This window comes from Bisbaumannia pacifica, assembly GCF_007989625.1.
In the GTDB taxonomy this organism is placed as follows: Bacteria; Pseudomonadota; Gammaproteobacteria; order Pseudomonadales; family Halomonadaceae; genus Bisbaumannia; species Bisbaumannia pacifica.
On record NZ_BJUK01000017.1, the window covers coordinates 16,033 to 33,391 of the forward strand.

12 protein-coding genes are annotated in these 17,359 nt (G+C 70.0%); 9 read left to right on the forward strand and 3 right to left on the reverse strand.

From position 1 onward, the window contains the following. Nucleotides 1–220 precede the first annotated feature (220 nt). The 8 genes from fadB to HPA02_RS09020 all read left to right on the forward strand — a co-directional run bounded on the left by fadB (nt 221) and on the right by HPA02_RS09020 (nt 10,940). Complete coding sequence (gene fadB, locus HPA02_RS08985) at nt 221–2,392, forward strand: fatty acid oxidation complex subunit alpha FadB (RefSeq protein WP_146802848.1); 2,172 nt, start codon at nt 221–223, stop codon at nt 2,390–2,392. A gap of 24 nt (nt 2,393–2,416) precedes the next feature. Continuing rightward, complete coding sequence (gene fadA / locus HPA02_RS08990; RefSeq protein WP_146802849.1) at nt 2,417–3,595, forward strand: acetyl-CoA C-acyltransferase FadA; 1,179 nt, start codon at nt 2,417–2,419, stop codon at nt 3,593–3,595. Between the two features lie 289 nt (nt 3,596–3,884). Then, nucleotides 3,885–5,450: a quinohemoprotein amine dehydrogenase subunit alpha gene (peaA, locus tag HPA02_RS08995; RefSeq protein ID WP_146802850.1), complete on the forward strand. Its 1,566-nt coding sequence runs from the start codon at nt 3,885–3,887 to the stop codon at nt 5,448–5,450. Nucleotides 5,451–5,471: 21 nt separating this feature from the next. Continuing rightward, entirely contained in the window at nt 5,472–6,899 is a 1,428-nt protein-coding gene (gene peaB / locus HPA02_RS09000; RefSeq protein WP_146802851.1) for a quinohemoprotein amine dehydrogenase maturation protein, read from the forward strand. After that, on the forward strand, nt 6,896–7,258 hold the full coding sequence (gene qhpC, locus HPA02_RS09005; RefSeq protein WP_222593983.1) for a quinohemoprotein amine dehydrogenase subunit gamma: 363 nt from the start codon (nt 6,896–6,898) through the stop codon (nt 7,256–7,258). Before peaB ends, qhpC begins: the two co-directional genes overlap by 4 nt. Nucleotides 7,259–7,272: 14 nt before the next feature. Then, the gene (gene peaD, locus HPA02_RS09010) at nt 7,273–8,373 is read left to right on the forward strand and encodes a quinohemoprotein amine dehydrogenase subunit beta (protein ID WP_244945896.1); all 1,101 of its coding nucleotides are present in this window, start codon (nt 7,273–7,275) and stop codon (nt 8,371–8,373) included. A 117-nt stretch (nt 8,374–8,490) separates the two neighbouring features. After that, complete coding sequence (locus HPA02_RS09015; RefSeq protein ID WP_186809959.1) at nt 8,491–10,200, forward strand: ATP-binding cassette domain-containing protein; 1,710 nt, start codon at nt 8,491–8,493, stop codon at nt 10,198–10,200. Continuing rightward, nucleotides 10,191–10,940 (forward strand): S8/S53 family peptidase, encoded by a 750-nt coding sequence (locus HPA02_RS09020; protein WP_146802853.1) that lies wholly within the window; start codon nt 10,191–10,193, stop codon nt 10,938–10,940. Before HPA02_RS09015 ends, HPA02_RS09020 begins: the two co-directional genes overlap by 10 nt. Here HPA02_RS09020 and qhpG read toward each other — a convergent pair. The 3 genes from qhpG to HPA02_RS09035 are packed head-to-tail and all read right to left on the reverse strand — an operon-like array spanning nt 10,935 to nt 15,165. Beyond that, nucleotides 10,935–12,320 carry a flavin-dependent monooxygenase QhpG gene (qhpG, locus tag HPA02_RS09025; RefSeq protein ID WP_146802854.1) on the reverse strand — a complete coding sequence of 462 codons (1,386 nt, stop codon included), beginning with the start codon at nt 12,318–12,320 and terminating at the stop codon, nt 10,935–10,937. The genes HPA02_RS09020 and qhpG overlap by 6 nt on opposite strands. Further along, entirely contained in the window at nt 12,320–13,627 is a 1,308-nt protein-coding gene (locus HPA02_RS09030) for a hypothetical protein (protein ID WP_222593984.1), read from the reverse strand. The genes qhpG and HPA02_RS09030 overlap by 1 nt, the downstream gene beginning before the upstream one ends. 53 nt (nt 13,628–13,680) lie before the next feature. Beyond that, nucleotides 13,681–15,165 carry an aldehyde dehydrogenase family protein gene (locus HPA02_RS09035; protein WP_146802855.1) on the reverse strand — a complete coding sequence of 495 codons (1,485 nt, stop codon included), beginning with the start codon at nt 15,163–15,165 and terminating at the stop codon, nt 13,681–13,683. A gap of 224 nt (nt 15,166–15,389) precedes the next feature. On the opposite strand from HPA02_RS09035, the gene HPA02_RS09040 reads away from it, so the two are divergent. Further along, nucleotides 15,390–17,357 carry a sigma-54-dependent Fis family transcriptional regulator gene (locus HPA02_RS09040; protein ID WP_146802856.1) on the forward strand — a complete coding sequence of 656 codons (1,968 nt, stop codon included), beginning with the start codon at nt 15,390–15,392 and terminating at the stop codon, nt 17,355–17,357. Nucleotides 17,358–17,359: the final 2 nt, after the last annotated feature.

Genomic DNA, 17,359 nt, shown 5'->3' on the forward strand with positions numbered 1-17,359 from the left:
TCGTGGCAATAACGCTCGGCGCAGGCTAGCAGGGTCGGCCGGGGTTAGGGAGTCGCCGCCGGGCGACAGCCGGTGCAATGATGGCGTAGTCAGTATCGACCATCTGCCGAGAGAGGGGGGCTTGACGTGACGCCCGAGCTGACCCAAGCTAATGCAAAATCAAACGGTCGTATGAATGCGTACCGTCTTCCGGCATCCAACCCTGTGTGGAGATACGTGGATGATTTATCAAGGCAATGCCATCACGGTGGCGAAGAACGGCGAGGGGATCGCCCGACTCACCTTCGACCTCAAGGACGAGTCCGTCAATAAGCTCTCCGCTGCCGTGATCGAGGAGCTGGGCGAGGCCGTCAAGGCCCTGCAGGGCGAGAGCGACCTCCAGGGGCTGGTGATCGATAGCGCCAAGGAGGTGTTTATCGTCGGCGCCGATATCACCGAGTTCCACGGCGTCTTCGAGAAGGATGAGGCCTTCCTGGTGGAGATGAACCAGCGGGTCCATGCCATCTTCAATGCCATCGAGGATCTTCCCTTTCCCACCGTCACCGCCATCAACGGCATCGCCCTCGGCGGCGGCTGCGAGGTGGCCCTGACCACCGATTACCGGGTGATGGCCGACTCCGCCAGGCTGGGCCTGCCCGAGACCAAGCTGGGCATCCTGCCGGGCTGGGGCGGCTGCGTGCGCCTGCCGCGGCTGATCGGCGCCGACAATGCCATCGAGTGGATCGCCGGCGGCACCGAGAACAAGGCCGCGGCGGCCCTGAAGATGGGGGCCGTGGACGCGGTGGTGCCGGGGGATCAACTCGAGGATGCGGCCCTGGACCTGCTGACGCGTGCCGCCCGCGGTGAGCTGGACTACCGGGCCCGCCGCGCCGAGAAGACCTCGCCGCTCAAGCTCGGGCCCATCGAGCAGATGATGGCCTTCGAGACCGCCAAGGGCTATGTGGCCGGCAAGGCCGGGCCCCACTACCCGGCGCCGGTGGAGTCGATCAAGGTGATCCAGAAGGGCGCCGGGGAGTCCCGGGAGCGGGCCCAGGCCATCGAGGCCAAGGCCTTCGCCAAGCTGGCCAAGACCGACGTCTGCTTCAACCTGGTGGGCCTCTTCCTCAACGATCAGTTGGTCAAGAAGAAGGCCGGCAAGTACGCGCAGCAGGTCGCGCCGATCCGCCAGGCCGCGGTGCTGGGCGCCGGCATCATGGGCGGCGGCATCGCCTACCAGAGCGCCTCCAAGGGCACCCCCATCCTGATGAAGGACATCAAGGAGGAGGCGCTGGAGCTGGGCCTCAAGGAGGCCCGCAAGCTGTTCGCCAAGCAGGCGGAGCGCGGCAAGCTGACCACCGAGCAGATGGCCGAGAAGCTCAGCCATATTCGCCCGACCCTCTCCTACGGCGATTTCGGCCACATCGACCTGGTGGTCGAGGCGGTGGTCGAGAACCCCAAGGTCAAGGAGGCGGTACTCACCGAGCTGGAGGACCAGGTGGACGAGGCGACCATCCTCACCTCCAACACCTCGACCATCTCCATCGATCGCCTGGCCCAGAACCTCAAGCGTCCCGAGAATTTCTGCGGCATGCACTTCTTCAACCCGGTGCACCGCATGCCCCTGGTCGAGGTGATCCGCGGCGAGAAGACCTCGGGTACCGCCGTGGCGGCCACCGTGGCCTATGCCCGGGCCATGGGCAAGACCCCCATCGTGGTCAACGACTGCCCGGGTTTCCTGGTCAACCGGGTGCTCTTCCCCTACTTCGGTGGCTTCAGCCTGCTGATGAAGCAGGGCGCCGACTTCCAGCGCGTCGACAAGCTGATGGAGAAGTTCGGCTGGCCCATGGGCCCCGCCTACCTGCTCGACGTGGTGGGCATGGACACCGCCGTACACGCCGGCGAGGTGATGGCCGAGGGCTTCCCGGAGCGCATGGGTAGCCTGGGCGGTGGCGCTAAGGGGGAGAGCCAGAGCGCCATCCAGCTGATGTTCGAGAATGACCGCCTGGGCCAGAAGAACGCCAAGGGCTTCTACGCCTACGAGGAGGACAAGAAGGGCAAGCCGAAGAAGGTGGTGGACGAAGCCGCCATCGCCCTGGTCAAGGAAGTGGCCAAGGAGCACCGTGAGCTCTCCGACGAGGAGATCATCGCCCGCATGATGGTGCCGCTGTGCCTGGAGACGGTGCGCTGCCTGGAGGACGGCATCGTCGGCAGTGCGGCGGAAGCCGATATGGCGCTGATCTACGGCATCGGCTTCCCGCCGTTCCGCGGCGGCGCCCTGCGCTACATCGACGCCCTGGGCGTGGCCGAGTTCGTGGCCCAGGCCGAGCGCCTGGCCGAGGAACTGGGGCCCCTCTACGCCCCCACCGAGACCCTGCGTCGGATGGCCGCCGACGGCAGCCGTTTCTACGCCTGATCCACCACCGAAAGGAGAATGAAGATGAGCTTGAATCCGAGAGATGTCGTGGTGGTGGATGGCGTGCGTACCGCCATGGCCAAGGCCAAGAACGGCGCCTTCCGCCACGTGCGCGCCGAGAACCTCTCCGCCGCCGTCATGGAGGCGCTGCTGACGCGCTCCCCGGGCCTCGACCCCGCCGAGATCGACGACGTCATCTGGGGCTGCGTCAACCAGACCCTGGAGCAGGGCTACAACATCGCCCGTAACGCCGCCATCCTGACCGGCATCCCGCGCAGCGTGCCGGGGCAGACCGTCAACCGCCTGTGTGGCTCCTCGATGAGCGCCCTGCATATCGCCGCCGCCAATATCCGCGCCGGCATGGGCGACGTCTACCTGGTGGGCGGCGTCGAGCATATGGAGCACGTCTCCATGATGCATGGCGTCGACGTCAACCCGGCGGTCAGCAAGCACGCCGCCAAGGCCGCCATGATGATGGGCCTGACCGCCGAGCTGCTGGGCAAGATGCATGGCATCGGCCGCGAGGAGCAGGACGCCTTCGGCGTGCGCTCCCACCAGCGCGCCCAGGCCGCCGCCGAGGCGGGCCGCTTCGACAACGAGATCATCGGCGTCGAGGGCCACGACGAGCGGGGCTTCAAGATCCTGGTCGAACGCGACGAGGTGATCCGCGCCGATGCCAGCCTGGAGAAGATGGCCGCGCTCAAGCCGGTCTTCGACCCGCGTGGCGGCACCGTCACCGCCGGCACCTCCTCGGCGCTCTCCGTGGGCGCCTCCGGCATGGCGGTGATGAGCTACGAGCGCGCCCAGGCCCTGGGCCTGGAACCCATCGCCCGGGTGCTCTCCACCGGGGTGGCCGGCTGCGATGCCTCCATCATGGGCTATGGCCCGGTGCCCGCCTCCAAGCAGGCGCTCAAGGCCGCCGGCCTGACCATCGACGACATCCAGACCGTGGAGCTCAACGAGGCCTTCGCCGCCCAGGGCTTGCCGGTACTCAAGGACCTGGGCCTGCGCGACGCCATGGACGACAAGGTCAACCTCAACGGCGGCGCCATCGCCCTCGGCCACCCCCTGGGCTGCTCCGGCACGCGCATCTGCACCACCCTGCTCAACGTGATGCAGCAGCAGGACACCACCCTGGGCCTGGCGACCATGTGCATCGGCATGGGCCAGGGCGTGGCCACGGTGTTCGAACGCCTGAAGTAAGCCTCACCTCGCCAGCGAATCCTGGTTCCGCAACGCCGCCCCCGTGTCGCCACGGGGGCGGCGTTGTGCGTTACTAGGTGGCTCGCCCCCGGCGTCGCAAGTCGGCACGCTCACACTGTCCCAGGCTGCGACACCGGGACCGGAGGTGGCCTATCACTGCCTCCCTGAGAGAGAGTCTATTTTCTTGATATAACAATAAAAAATCGGCGATGGCCCGGAACTTCCATAGCTCCTGATATGGCGGGCCCTGGCCCCCAGTGCCTGACAATAACAACGAGGAGAGATTGCCTTGAGAACGCTGTCCCCCCTGCGAGGCCTCTGTCTGGTGGCCATCGCCTCGACCCCGCTGATGGCCGGCGCCGACCCCGGCGAGCAGGCCATCGATCGCTACTGTTCCGGTTGCCACCAGGCGGGTGGCGACGACAATGGCTGGAGCCGCATCAGTGCCCAGCGCAAGACCCCGGAAGGCTGGGACATGACCGTCGCGCGGATGCAGACCATGCACGGCCTGGAGCTGCCCCTGGAGGCGCGCCGCGATATCGTCAAGTTTCTCGCCGATACCCGGGGCCTGGCCCCCGAGGAGAGCGCCCCCCAGCGTGCGTTGATCGAACGCCGCCTCAACCGCATCGAGTCCTTCGACCACCCCAGCTACCAGGAGATGTGTGCTCGCTGCCATACCGGTGGCCGCGCCCAGCTGCAGCGCCGTCCCCTGGAGGAGTGGGAACGCCTGGTGCACTTCCATGTGGGCCAGTTCCAGACCATCGAGTACCAGGCCATGGCCCGGGACCGCGACTGGTTCGAGCTCGCCCTGGACGAGATCGCCCCCTGGCTGGCCGAGACCCAGGGCCTGGAGAGTGCGGCCTGGGACGCCTGGCAGGCGCAGGACGCCGTGGAGCCGGCGGGGGACTGGCAGCTCTGGGGCCACTGGCCCGGCGAGGGCGACTTCTATGCCGATGTCACCATCACCGCCGCCGAGGGCGAGGACGCCTATGCCCTGACCCTGGACGGCGCCTTTATCGATGGCCGGGAGCTCGACGGCGAGGGGCAGGCCATCGTCTATACCGGCTACGAATGGCGCGCCAACCTCAGCCTCAATGGCCGCGACTTCAGGCAGGTGCTGGACCTCTCCGACGCGCGCCCCGCCGGGCGCATCTTCGACGATCACGACGACGCCTTCGGCATGCGGGTCGAGATGGCGCCCCGTGAGGCCGCCACGCCTGGCCTGACGGCCAGCCTGCCGGCATCCCTCAAGGCCGGCACGCGAAGCCGCCTGGTGCTGCTCGGCCAGGGCCTCGCCGACGGCGAGATCGACCTGGGCGAGGGCGTCAGTGTGCGCGAGGTGATCGAGCGCCGCGACCACCGCCTGGTGCTCGACGTGGAGGCGGCCGCCGACCTGACGCCTGGCTGGCTGCCGCTGGCCGTGGGCGACGTCGGCGCCGATACCCTGCTGGCCGGCTATCAGGCCGTGGATCGTCTCGAGGTCAGCCCGGCGCTCGGCGTGGCGCGGGTCGGCAACCAGGCCACCCCGCCGGTCAGCGGCGTGTTCAGCGCCCTGGGCTACCTGGGCGAGGGCGAGGCCGCCATTCCCCTGGGCCGGGTGCCGGTGCGCTGGAGCGTCGCCCCCTGGGACGAGATCGCCGAGCACGACGAGGACGCCAAGTACGCCGGGGTGATGGACGCCGCCACCGGCATCTTCACCCCCGCCGGCGCCGGTCCCAATCCCATGCGCCGCTTCAATGCCAATAGCGTGGGCAACCTGCGGGTCACCGCCAGCGTCGAGGGACAGGAAGCCGTCCAGGACGAGGCGCAACTGATCGTCACCGTGCAACGCTGGAACAACCCGCCGCTGCGCTAACACCAGGACCAGGAGATCATCATGGGAATCTTGCAAGCGATACCCCAGAACCTGCATCGGGTGGAGGTGGAAGGCCAGCCGCTGTGGTTTCATATCCCCACCACCAGCCTGTTCGCCCCGGACGCCCTGAGCGAGGAGCTGCTGGCGCTGGCCGGGCGCGGGGAGGGGCTCGATAGTCGGGCCCTGCCGGCGCGACTGACCCGGCGCGCCGACGGCGATGACATCGAGGCGCGCCTGGCCCAGCTCAAGGCGCTGAAGCTGATCACCGACGGCGCGGTGCAGGCCTACAACCCCAGCGTCGAGGTGGAGCAGTTCCCGCTCTCCACCGTGGTGCTCAACGTCAACACCGGCTGCAACCTGAGCTGTAGCTACTGCTACAAGGAAGACCTGGACAACCCCCGGGACGGCAAGAAGATGGACCTGGCCACCGCCCAGGCCTCCATCGAGATGATGCTGCGCGAGGCGCCGCAACGCGACCGCTACAATATCGTCTTCTTCGGCGGCGAGCCGCTCAGCAATATGCCGCTGATCCGCGAGGTGGTGGCCTGGGCCGAGCAACGCATCCACGGCCTCGGCAAGGCGGTGGACTTCACCCTGACCACCAACGCCACCCTGCTCAACGAGGAGAAGATCGCCTTCTTCGATGCTCACCGCTTTGGCCTGACGGTGAGCATGGACGGGCCCAAGGCGATCCATGACAAGAACCGCATCGCCGTCAACGGCCAGGGCACCTACGACCTGGTGGCCAAGCGCATCAAGCCGCTGCTGGCCGGTTACCGCTCGCGGCCGGTGGGGGCCCGGGTCACCCTGACCCGGGGCATCACCGACGTGATCGGCATCCACGATCACCTGGTCAACGAGCTAGGCTTCGCCGAGGCGGGCTTCGCCCCGGTCACCTCCGGCGACATGGCCGCCTACAACCTCACCGGCGAGGAGCTCAAGACGGTCTTCGACGGCATGGTCGAGCTCGGCGAGCGCGCCGTGGCCGCCGCCATCGAGGGCCGCGATATCGGCTTCGGCAACTTCAACCAGTTGCTCACCGACCTCTGGGAAGGGCGCAGCAAGGCGGTGCCCTGCGGCGCCGGCCTGGGGCTGGTGTCGGTGGATCATCAAGGCGACGTGCATCTCTGCCACCGCTTCACCGGTTCGGAGATGCCCACCTTCGGCAACGTCGATGCGGGACTCGACCACGCCGGCCTCAAGCAGTTTATCGAGGCCAGGAGCGATCGTTCCGAGCGCGGCTGCAGCGACTGCCGGATCCGCAATCTCTGCTCCGGCGGCTGCTATCACGAGAGCTATGCCCGCTACGGCGACCCCATGACCCCCACCTACCACTACTGCGACCTGATGCGCGACTGGGTCGATTTCGGCATCCAGGCCTACGCGCGCATCCTGCGTCATAACCCGGAGTTTCTCGACGGTCCCCTGGCCGGGAGGCAGAGCGCATGAACCATCACAGCGATAACAACAAGAGCATGACCCAGCTGGGGCTGGCGCCCCTCAACCGCAAGGCGCGCGAGATGGAGCGGGCGGCGACTCCGGAGGCCCTGGAGGAGGTCCAGGCCATGCAGACCATCGCCGGCTGTACCTCCAGCTTCGACCCGGGCTGGGAGGTCGACCCCTTCGGCGGCGTGGCTTCCCTGTGCCAGCCCATGGAGGCGGACCTCTACGGCTGCGCCGATCCCTGCTGGTGGCCGGCCCAGGTGCCGGACACCATGAACACCTACCCCGACTGGGGGCAGGGGGCCGATCGCGCCGAAGACGACTGGCGCAAGCTCGACAGCGTCTATCCGGGAGGCGAGCAGTGATGGAGAGCCCTGTGATGAAGCGACTCAACCTGACCCTGGCGGGCCTGCTGGCCCTCGCCGCCCAGCCCCTGCTGGTCGATACCGCCGAGGCCGAGGCGGCCGGCGCCGACGAGGTGCGCGAGTACCTGGTGACCATGGCCCGCCCCAACCAACTGCATGTGATCGATCCCGAGGCCCGGGAGATCGTGCGCAGTTGCGACGTGGAGGGCGACTTCGGCTCCGGCACCCTGCAGCTCTCCCCGGACGAGCGCACCGCCTATGTGCTGCATAACCGCTGGGAAGACGTGGTGGGCATCGATCTGACCAACTGCGAGGAGGTGTTCCGCGCTCGCCAGTCCACGGGGGACGTGCGCGCCAAGGCGCTCGCGTCGCTGGCGGTCAGCCCCGACGGCAGCCGCCTCTATACCGTGCAGGATCGGGTGCGCCTGCACCGCGATCGCTACGAGGTGCTGGCGCCGCAGTTGGCGGTCTATGACACCGCGGCGGGACTCGATGCCGAGCCCATCGCCACCTTCCCGGCGCCGCGCCAGGTGACCACCATGGCCGCCGCCGAGGACGGCGCCCTGTATCTCGCCGGGGCGGATATCTATCGGGTCGACCCCGAGACCGGCGACACCGAGGTCGCCATCGCCAACCGCCACTGGGAGCGTCCCGGTTTCAGCCCCCCGGACTCCCTGGCCATGTGGTCCACCGGCGAGGTGGCGGGCGAGTTCCTGCGTCCCTATACGGTGGCGGCGGACCCCGGCGAGGCGAACGAGGCCTGGCACTGGGGCATCAGCCGGGTCGACCTGGCCAGCGGCGAGACCGAGAACAAGGAGATCGCCCCCTTCGAGTTCATCATCTTCTCGATGGTCTCCGATCCCCGCGATCGCGACACCTTCTACGGCGTCTATACCCAGCTCAGCAAGCTGGACGCCGAGACCCGGGAGATCGTCGAGGTGATCGATCTCGACCACACCTACTACGTCATCAATACCTCCTACGACGGCTCGCGGATCTATCTGGGCGGCGCCTCCAGCGATATCGCCATCTATGATGACGACTTCAATGACCTGGGGCGCATCGAGCTGCCCGGCGATATGAGTACGGCGACGTTGAAGGTCGCCCGCTTCTAGGCACTGCCTGAAACGGTCTGCGCTCGCCGACGTTTCAGACAGCACCTTGCGCGATTGCGTGGTCCGTTTGGCCGGGACTCCATGGAGTCGCCGGCCCTTTTTGCCGGAGACCTGCCCATGCCCGAGCCTGATCTCGCCCCTCCCGACCGTGCCCCGGGAAGCCTGCCCTGGGGCTGGCTCTATCGGCCACTCAAGGCGCGGCGCCTGGCCCTGGCGCGGCTGCTGGCGCTGAGCCTGGTGGCGACCCTGCTGGCGCTGCTGCCGCCGCTGCTCACCCAGCGGCTGATCGACCAGGGCCTGATGCGTGGCGACTTCACCACCGTGATCGCCTACGTTGCGGCTCTGGTGGCGGTGGGGCTCGCCGCCCTGGGCCTACAGGGGCTGACGCGGTTGCAGCATGTGGCGCTCTCCGCCCGGCTGCTGCTGTCGCTGCGTCGCTCCCTGCTGCGCCATCTGCTGCGCCTCGCCCCGGGGCGCTGGCAGGCCCGCGGCCGGGGCGACCTGATGAGCCGCCTCGATGGCGACCTGTCGATCCTCCAGGGCTTCGCCCTGGATGGCCTGCTCGGCGGGCTCTCCAACCTGCTGGGGCTGGTCGGGGCCCTGGCCATGATCGGCCTGTTCAGCCCCCTGCTGATGCTCCTGGTGGCGGTGCTGGTGCCCATCCAGTGGCTGTGGCTGCGCGCCTGGCGCCCGGCCCTGACCCGCCGCCAGCAGGCGCTCAGAGAGCAGAGCGGGGACATCTCTGGCTTCTGGCAGGACACCCTGGCCCATGGGCCCTGGTTCCAGGGTCAGGCGCTCGAGGCCTCGCGGCTCAACCGCCTCCAGGGGCTCGGCCACGAGCAACTGCGGCGCCTGTTGGCGGTGCGTTGGGTGGGCTTCCTCAGCGATATGGGGCCCCAGTTGATCCTCGCCCTGGCCCGGGCCGGGGTACTGCTGCTGGGCGGCTACCTGGTGATCCAGGGACGCCTGCAGCTCGGCGAGCTGGTGGCCCTGCTGGCTTATCTGGGCATGGTGATGGCGCCCATCGGCGGGCTGCTGGGGCTCTATGGTGGCTGGCAGCGGGCCCGGGTCAGCGCCTCGCGCCTCGCCGAACTCTTCGATGAGCCCGCCATGCGCGATCCCTACCGGGGCGAGCGCCCCTCGGGCCCCGGCGAGCTGCGCCTCGAGGGGCTGCGCTTTCGCCATCCCGGCCAGGCCGACGGGCTGCTGGAGGGTATCGACCTCGTACTCCCGCCGGGCCACAAGGTGCTGATCGACGGCCCCTCCGGCGCCGGCAAGAGCAGCCTGATCCGCCTGCTGCTGGGCCTGGAGGCCCCCGAGGCGGGGGAGATCCGCGTCGACGGCGTGCCGCTCGAGACGCTCGCCCGCCGCCATTGGCTCAAGCGAGTGGCCTGGGTGGAGCAGCACCCCAGCCTGCTGCGCGGCAGCCTGGCCGAGACCCTGCGTGCCCTGGCCCCGGAGGCCAAGGAGTCCGAGCTGATCGAGGCGCTGGCGCGAGTGGGACTCGCGGAGTGGTTCGATGCCTTGCCCCAGGGCCTGGCCACCGAGCTGGGCGATCTGGGCGGCAAGGTCTCCGGCGGCCAGCGGGCGCGCCTGGCCCTGGCCCGGGCGCTGCTCAAGCGGCCGCGCCTGGTGCTGCTCGACGAGCCCACCGCGGCGCTGGATCCCGATGCTGCCCGGGCCTTCGATGGCCTGCTCGACGAGGTGCTGGGCGATACCACCCGGCTGATCATCAGCCACCAGGGGGGCCACTTCGGCAACCTGGACGCCCGCTATCGCCTCGAGAGTGGGCGGCTGGTCGCGAAGGAGGCGGCGCCATGCCCGTGATGCCAAGGTGGCCTCCGACCCTGGGGCTAATCGATAGCGGCGTACCGCCCGGCGTCGCCCCCCGACCCCGGCTGGCACGTTTCCATTCGCCGGTGGGCGCCGACCCCGAGGATCGGCTGGGCCATGGCCGCGCCATCCTCGCCACCCTGAGGCACTATCTGCCGCTCCCGCCGCGGGAGATCGCCCTCTATAAGCTCTTCGAGGATCGCCTGACCGCCGATGCCGCCGCCCTGGCGGCGGCCTTCGAGTGGCACGCCGAGGCGCCGCCGGCCTGGCTGCTGTGCAGCCTGGGCCTGCCCCGGGCCGATGCCCGACTGGGGGCGGCGGTGGCGCGCTTGCGGCAAGCCGGCACCCGCATCGTGGCGTCGAGCCCGCGCTTCGGAGCGCCGGTCTATCCGGCGGCCTGGCCCGGGGTGATCGCGGTCAGCGGTGCCGCTGGCCTGCTGCCGGGCCCGCCGCGGAAGAGCCGCGACGGACGCTGGTACGCCTGCGTCTGGGCGACCCGAGGGGGGCCGGAGGAGGGGGGCGCCTGGCAGCCCTGGCAGATGGGGCCGCCGCCGCCGGGCACGCCGCCGCCCCTGGGCGGGGCCAGCTTCGCCGCGGCCCATGCCCTGGGCTACTGGCTGGCGGAATCGGTGGCGCTTGGGTCAGCCTCTTCCGGCGAGGAGCGCCGGGGGCTGCCTGAGCGAAGCGTCATTATCAGGGACGAGAATGCCGAGCGCCCAGGGAAGGGTTCATAGCGTCTTCGCGAGGGTTGCCCCGGGATCGCTCTCGCCAATGCCCCGATTGGCCTGTGGCAGCGTCGGCCAGTCGGGGTGATCGGCCCACCAGTGGGCGAGCGCCGGGGCGGCGGGGCCGGCTTCGGCCAGCAGCGCCGCCGCCCGGGCAGGATCTTCGGCCTGCATGGCGCTGACCAGGGGCGCCAGGGGGATGCCCGCCACCGCCTGGATGCCCAGGGGCTGGTCCGGCGTCACGACCAGCTCCCGCTCGGCCAGGCGCGGGCCGACGATGGCCAGTCCCCGCGCTACGCGGACATGCTCCCAGGGTTCCGGCAGATGCAGCGGTCGATGGTCGGGCCAGTGGCAGCGCGCCGCCCAGTAGGAGGGCGGCTCGGCCGACATCGCGGCGTGATAGGCGGCCTGGCGATAGAAGTCGCGGCCGGCCCGGGCGAAGCGCCAGTACTGGGCATCCTGGCGGCGCTGATGGAAACGCTCCAGGGGGGCGATGGGCTGGCCTTCGAGCAGGCTATTCACCACCGGGGCTAGGCCATGGGCCGAGGAGAGGGCATTGAAGATGCCCTGGCCGGAGAGGGGATCGATGGCCATGGCGGCATCTCCCAGGCGCCACACTCGCCCCTCCCGCACGCGGGTGCGCCCCACCAGGCTGGGGCGCTGGTAGTGATGCTGGATGGGACCCTCGCCCCAAAGCTCGGCCAGCTCGGGCCGGGCGGCCAGCCAGGCGTCGGGATTCTGCCGTGCCTGGCGCAGCGTGGCCTCCGGCAGGGCCAGCTGCAGGTACTGCTGGCCGCCGAGCCGCGACCACCAGGCCCAGCCGCCGCCGGGCAGCGACAGGGCGGCGCTGGCTGGCGTCGAGCCTGGTGTCAAATTCGGGGCCTCGCCGCGCAGGATCCAGGCCGGGGTCGACCAGGGGGCGGCATCGCGGAATTGGTGCCGCGCCGCCGCCCGGCCCCGGGCCTCCACCGCCCAGGGGGCGGTCAGGACGCGGCCATCCGCCAGGCTCAGCCGGGCCCGGTCGCCATCACTCGCCAGGGCCCGGATGCGTGCCTCGATCACCGGGATACCGGCCCCGCGCAGGTCCGCCAGCAGGGCGGCATCGAAGGCCGGGCGCGGCAACAGCCACTCGGCATTGGGCGCCCGCGCCTCACCGCCCCAGGAGACCCGCCGCGGCAGCGGGCCCACCGCGCAGGCGGCGGCACGCTGCAGCCCCAGGCCGGTCAGGGCCTGGAGGCTACGCCGGGAAATGCCCTCGATGGCCCGGTAGTCCCGGGCGCGACCCACCAGGGTGACCCGTCGGCCGGCGCGATGCAGCAGCATGGCCAGGGCGGCCCCGGCGGGGCCGCCGCCGGCGATCAGCACCTCGTCGGCCGCCTTGTCATGCATCAGAAGAAGACCCCCACCAGTAGCTGGGCATAGAAAGCCGTGTCATCGTCGCCGAGCTGGATGCCGCCCTCGGCCGCGCTCCTGTCGGGAGCGTACCAGCCCAGCAGTGGCGAGACATAGAGCCAGTCGCTGGGCAGCCACTCCGCGTAGAGATTGAGCTCGCGCCCGCCCATATCGGGCCGGTCGGCGGTATCCAGGCTCTCGAAGTCGTAGGCCAGCAGCCCCAGGTGCAGGCTGTCGCTCACCGAGCCGGTGAGGCCCAGCCGCCACGCCTCGGCGTTGCTATTGAAGGGGCCGGCGTAGTTGCCCGCCACCTCGCCCTGGAACCAGGTGCCGTAGCCGCGGGTAAAGCCGTAGAAGAGCGCGTCCCAGTCCTCGGAGAAGCGACTGTAGCGCAGCGACAGGGTCGGCCGGCCGGGCAGTTCGGCGAAGGTCCAGGCCGGCTCCAGGGCCCAGGCGGTCTCGCGGGTGTCCTTGCGTTGATGGGCGAGCTCGCCGCGCAGGGTCAGGGCCTCGTCGAGCAGCCGCTGCTCGACGCGCAGGTCGTAGACGTCCATGCCATCGCGCTCGGCCAGGAAGGCATCGGCCTCGGTCTCGTCGACTCCCAGGCCGCGCAGGTAGCTGGCCTCCACCAGGCCATGGGCATGCTCGCGGGTCAGGGTGAAGGCCGCCATCTCGGTGCTGGCCTGGGCCGGGTTGTCCGATTCGAACCAGGCCAGCTGGCCTCGCCAGCCGTCGCGGCCCAGTGCCACCACGGCGGTGCGGTCGAAGGCCTTGCGCCCGGCCAGGTAGTAGGCGCCGCCGCGGTCGAGTTCCTCGCCCAGGGCATCGCCCAGGCTCAGTGCATCGCCGGCCACCAGGAAGCCCTCGCCCAGGGTGATCGGCTGGCGGCCGGCGGAGACGTCGATAGACCAGGACGAGCCGCCCAGGGCCTCACCGCGGTAGCCGATCACGGCGTCCTCCAGGTCCAGCTCGCGCTCGTGGCCGGAGGTGAAGCCGGCGGCATCGCCGTCGCCCCAGGTGGCGGTGCCCACGGTGCTGACCCGACCATAGACGCCGCCTTCCTTGGGGGTGAGCTCGGCGCCCAGGGTGACCACGCCCTCCTGCCAGCGGTAGCGGCCCGGCTCGGCGGCGCCGGTGGCATAGCCCCGGTCGCTATGGAAGGCGCCCAGCAGCGCCTGGAGGTCGATATCCACGGTGGAATGGCCGAGATCGGCCATCTCATAGGCCTGGGTGGGCAGGGCGGCGGCCAGCAGCAGACCGCCCAGCGTCATCGGCAGACGCCGGATGCTCTTATTGTTATGCATGGGGGATTCCTCGGGGGTGGAAGGGCCCCGACCGAAGCCGGGGCCGAGTCAAATCAGACGATCATCACGACCGACTTCTGCTCCGTGTAATGCTCGATCAGGGAGTCGCTGAGCTCGCGGCCGATGCCCGACTGCTTGAAGCCGCCGAAGGGCATGCTGGCGTCCAGCAGGTTATGGCCGTTGACCCAGACGCTGCCGGCCTCGATCTCCGGCACCAGGCGATTGACCGCGGCGAGGTCGTTGGACCAGAGGCTGGCGGCCAGGCCATAGGGGGAGTCGTTGGCCAGCTCGATCAGCTCGTCGAGTTCGCGGAAGGCCTGCACCACCACCACCGGGCCGAAGATCTCCTCCTGCACGCAGCGGCTCTGCTGGGCCAGGCCGGTGATCACCGTGGGCTCGACGAAGTAACCGCTGTCGCTACCCTTGCCGCCGCCGGTGACGATGGTGCCGCCGTCGCTGCGGGCCTGGTCGATGTACTCCAGGACCCGGTGCTGCTGCTTGGCGGAGACCAGTGGCCCCAGGGTGGTGGTGGGCTCCCAGCCCGGTGCCAGGGTCAGGCCCCGGGCCTGGTCGGCGAGCCTGGCGACGAAGGCGTCATGAATCGACGCGTGGACATAGATCCGCGAGCCGGCGGTGCACACCTGGCCCTGGTTGAAGAAGATCGCCTGGGCGGCGCCGGCGGCGGCGGCCTCGATATCGGCGTCGGCCAGCACCATCACCGGCGACTTGCCGCCCAGCTCCAGGGTGGTGCGGGTCATGTTCTCCATGGCGGCGTGGCCGATCAGCTTGCCCACCGGGGTCGAGCCGGTGAAGGCCACCTTGTTGATGCCCGGATGGCCGGCCAGTGCCGCCCCGGCGGTGTGCCCCAGGCCGGTGACCACATTGAGGGTGCCGGCGGGCAGGCCCACCTGCTCGGCCAGCTCCGCCAGCAGCAGGGCGGTGAGCGGGGTGTCCTCGGCGGGCTTGAGCACGATGCTGCAGCCGGCGGCCAGCGCCGGGGCGACCTTCCATACCGCCATCAGCAGCGGGAAGTTCCAGGGGATAATGGCCCCCACTACGCCGATGGGTTCGCGGCGGGTATAGGCGACGATCTGCTTGTCGTCGGGCACGAAGGGCATCGAGGGGGTCATGCTGCGCCCCTCGATCTTGGTGGCCCAGCCGGCGGTGTAGCGGATAAAGTCGATGGCCAGGGCCACGTCCATATGCCGCGAGAAGGTCACCGGCTTGCCGTTGTCCAGGGTCTCGAGCAGGGCGAAGTCGTCGGCGCGGGCCTCCAGGGCGTCGGCGAGATCCAGCAGCAGTTTTTCGCGTTGGGACGGGCGCGACCGGCGCCAGCTGCGAAAGGCCTCCCGGGCGGCGTTCACCGCGGCATCGATATCGGCGGCGTCCCCCGCCGGGACCCGGCTGATCACCTCGGCGGTGGCCGGGTTGTAGACGTCCAGGGTCTGGCCGCCGGCGGCGGGGCGCCACCGGCCGCCGATAAAGAGGGCGTGACTCTTGTCGAGCCAGGACTGAATGGCGGCGGAGGGCTGCGTCATGGTTGTGCTCCTGTGGGGCTGATTTATGATTGTTGGCAGGCCATTGCAGGCGCCAAGGGTGCCTAGCACTCGAATAGCAAGTCCCATGCCAGCCTTGGGATAAAAAATAATCACAATGAAAACAGTGGGTTGAATGATCGCCTCGGAGGCGATCCCCGGGTGTCGCGTCGCCGGACAGGACGGCTGTCGCATCCTGGGACACCGCGACCCACCGGGAGAGACCTATGCCGACCAAGGCCGCCCTGCGGACCTCCGATGTGATGCGCCAGGCCCATGCCCGGCTGCGCCGCGGCCAGTTGCCGGTGGACCTGCTCGACGCCACCATCGGCCGCTCCTGGCAGCGCTGCCTGGAGCACGGCCTGACCCCCGGTAGTCGCCCCGAGCTGCCCCGGCTGAGTGGCGGCGAGCTGCGCGACCGACGCGATGCACATCGTCGCCTGATCGAGCTGGCCGATCCCCTGGTCAGGCGGGTCGCCGACGACCTGCGCGGCTGCCAGCTGTTGCTGGCGGGGCCCGATGCCACCGTGCTCAAGAGCTACGGCAGGCGCTTCGTGATCAACGACCGCTTCTGCATCGCCCCGGGCATCAATCTCGACGAGCGCTGGTTCGGTACCAATGCCCCGGCCCTGGCGGTGATCGAGCGCGCTCCGGTGCTGGTCAAGTCCAGCGAGCATCTGCTGTTTCCCGACAACCCGGTCTCCTGCGTGGCGGCGCCGCTGTTCGATGTGGGCGGCGACTGCCTGGGACTGATCGATCTCACCTTCGCCGCCGACCACCCGCGCCCGGAGATCTTCCTGCGCCGGGTGCAGCAGCTCACCGGGGCCCTGGAGCAGCAGCTGTTCCGGGCCCACTACCAGCAGCGCTGGGTGCTCCAGGTGCATGCCTCCCTGGCCGAGCTGGACGGCGTGGCCTGTGGCCTGGTGGCGATCAATGACGCCGGCCTGATCCTGGCGGTGGATCCCCAGGCCGCCCAGTGGCTGGGGCGCGAGGCCGCGACCCTGATCGGCCAGTCGATCGAGGCGCTGCTGGGGAGTGCCTGGGGCGAGATGCGTCGTCAGTGCGAGGGGCGCTCGGCGCTGCTGGGGCTGGACCTGGCCGGTGGCCAGCTGGTGGGGCGTCTCAATCCCCCGGAAGCCTGGCAGCCGGCGACCCTGGAGGGCGAGGCGAGGGAAGGCACCTCGGTATCGGTCGCGACGAAGCCTCGTTCGGCCCCGGAACAGCCACTGGAGGCCCTGGTGGTGGCTTGGCCCGAGGCCCTGGCTCGGGAGGCGCGGCGGGCGTCGCGGGCCCTGGCGGCGGGCTTACCCGTGCTGCTGCAGGGCGAGACCGGCACCGGCAAGGAGCAACTGGCCCGGGCGCTGCATGCCGGCCTCGGCGGCGTTCACGGCAAGGCTGGCCCCTTCGTCGCGCTCAACTGCGCGGCCCTGCCCGAGAGCCTGATCGAGGCGGAGTTGTTCGGTTACGGCGAGGGCGCCTTCACCGGCGCCCGCAAGGGTGGCTACGGCGGGCGCCTGGTGCAGGCCAACGGCGGCACCCTGCTGCTCGACGAGATCGGCGACATGCCATTGGCCCTGCAGGCGCGGCTGCTGCGAGTGCTCCAAGAGCGGGTGGTGACGCCGCTGGGCGATCACCGTGAGGTGCCCATCGACTGCCGGGTGATCGCCGCCAGCCACCGGGACCTGGAGGCCCGGGTCGCGGCAGGCGACTTCCGCGAGGACCTCTTCTACCGCCTGGCCGGGGTGGTGGTGGAACTGCCGGCGCTCAGCCAGCAGCACCAGCTGGCGGAGACCATTCGCCGGCGCTGGGCGGCGCTATGTCGCCGCCATCGCCGCGAGCTGGCCCTCGACGAGGCGCTCTGCGAGCGCCTGGCCGCCTACGACTGGCCGGGCAACTGGCGGGAGCTGGAGCACTGCCTGGAGGTGGCCCTGGTGGGGGCCGAGCCGGAGCTGGGTTGCCTGACCCTGGAGGTGCTCTCGCCGCGCTGGCAGCGCAAGCTGGCGGGCCCCGCATCGGCCGAGCGAGTGGCCGCGACGCCGGCGAGCGACGCGGGCGGTGACCAGGCCCTGCGGGACCTCGAGCAGGCGCATATGCGGCGTACCCTCGAGGCCCACGACGGCAACGTCACCGCCGCCGCCCGGGCCCTGGGGGTCAGTCGCTCGACCCTCTATCGGCGCCTGGGGGCCGAGCCCTGACG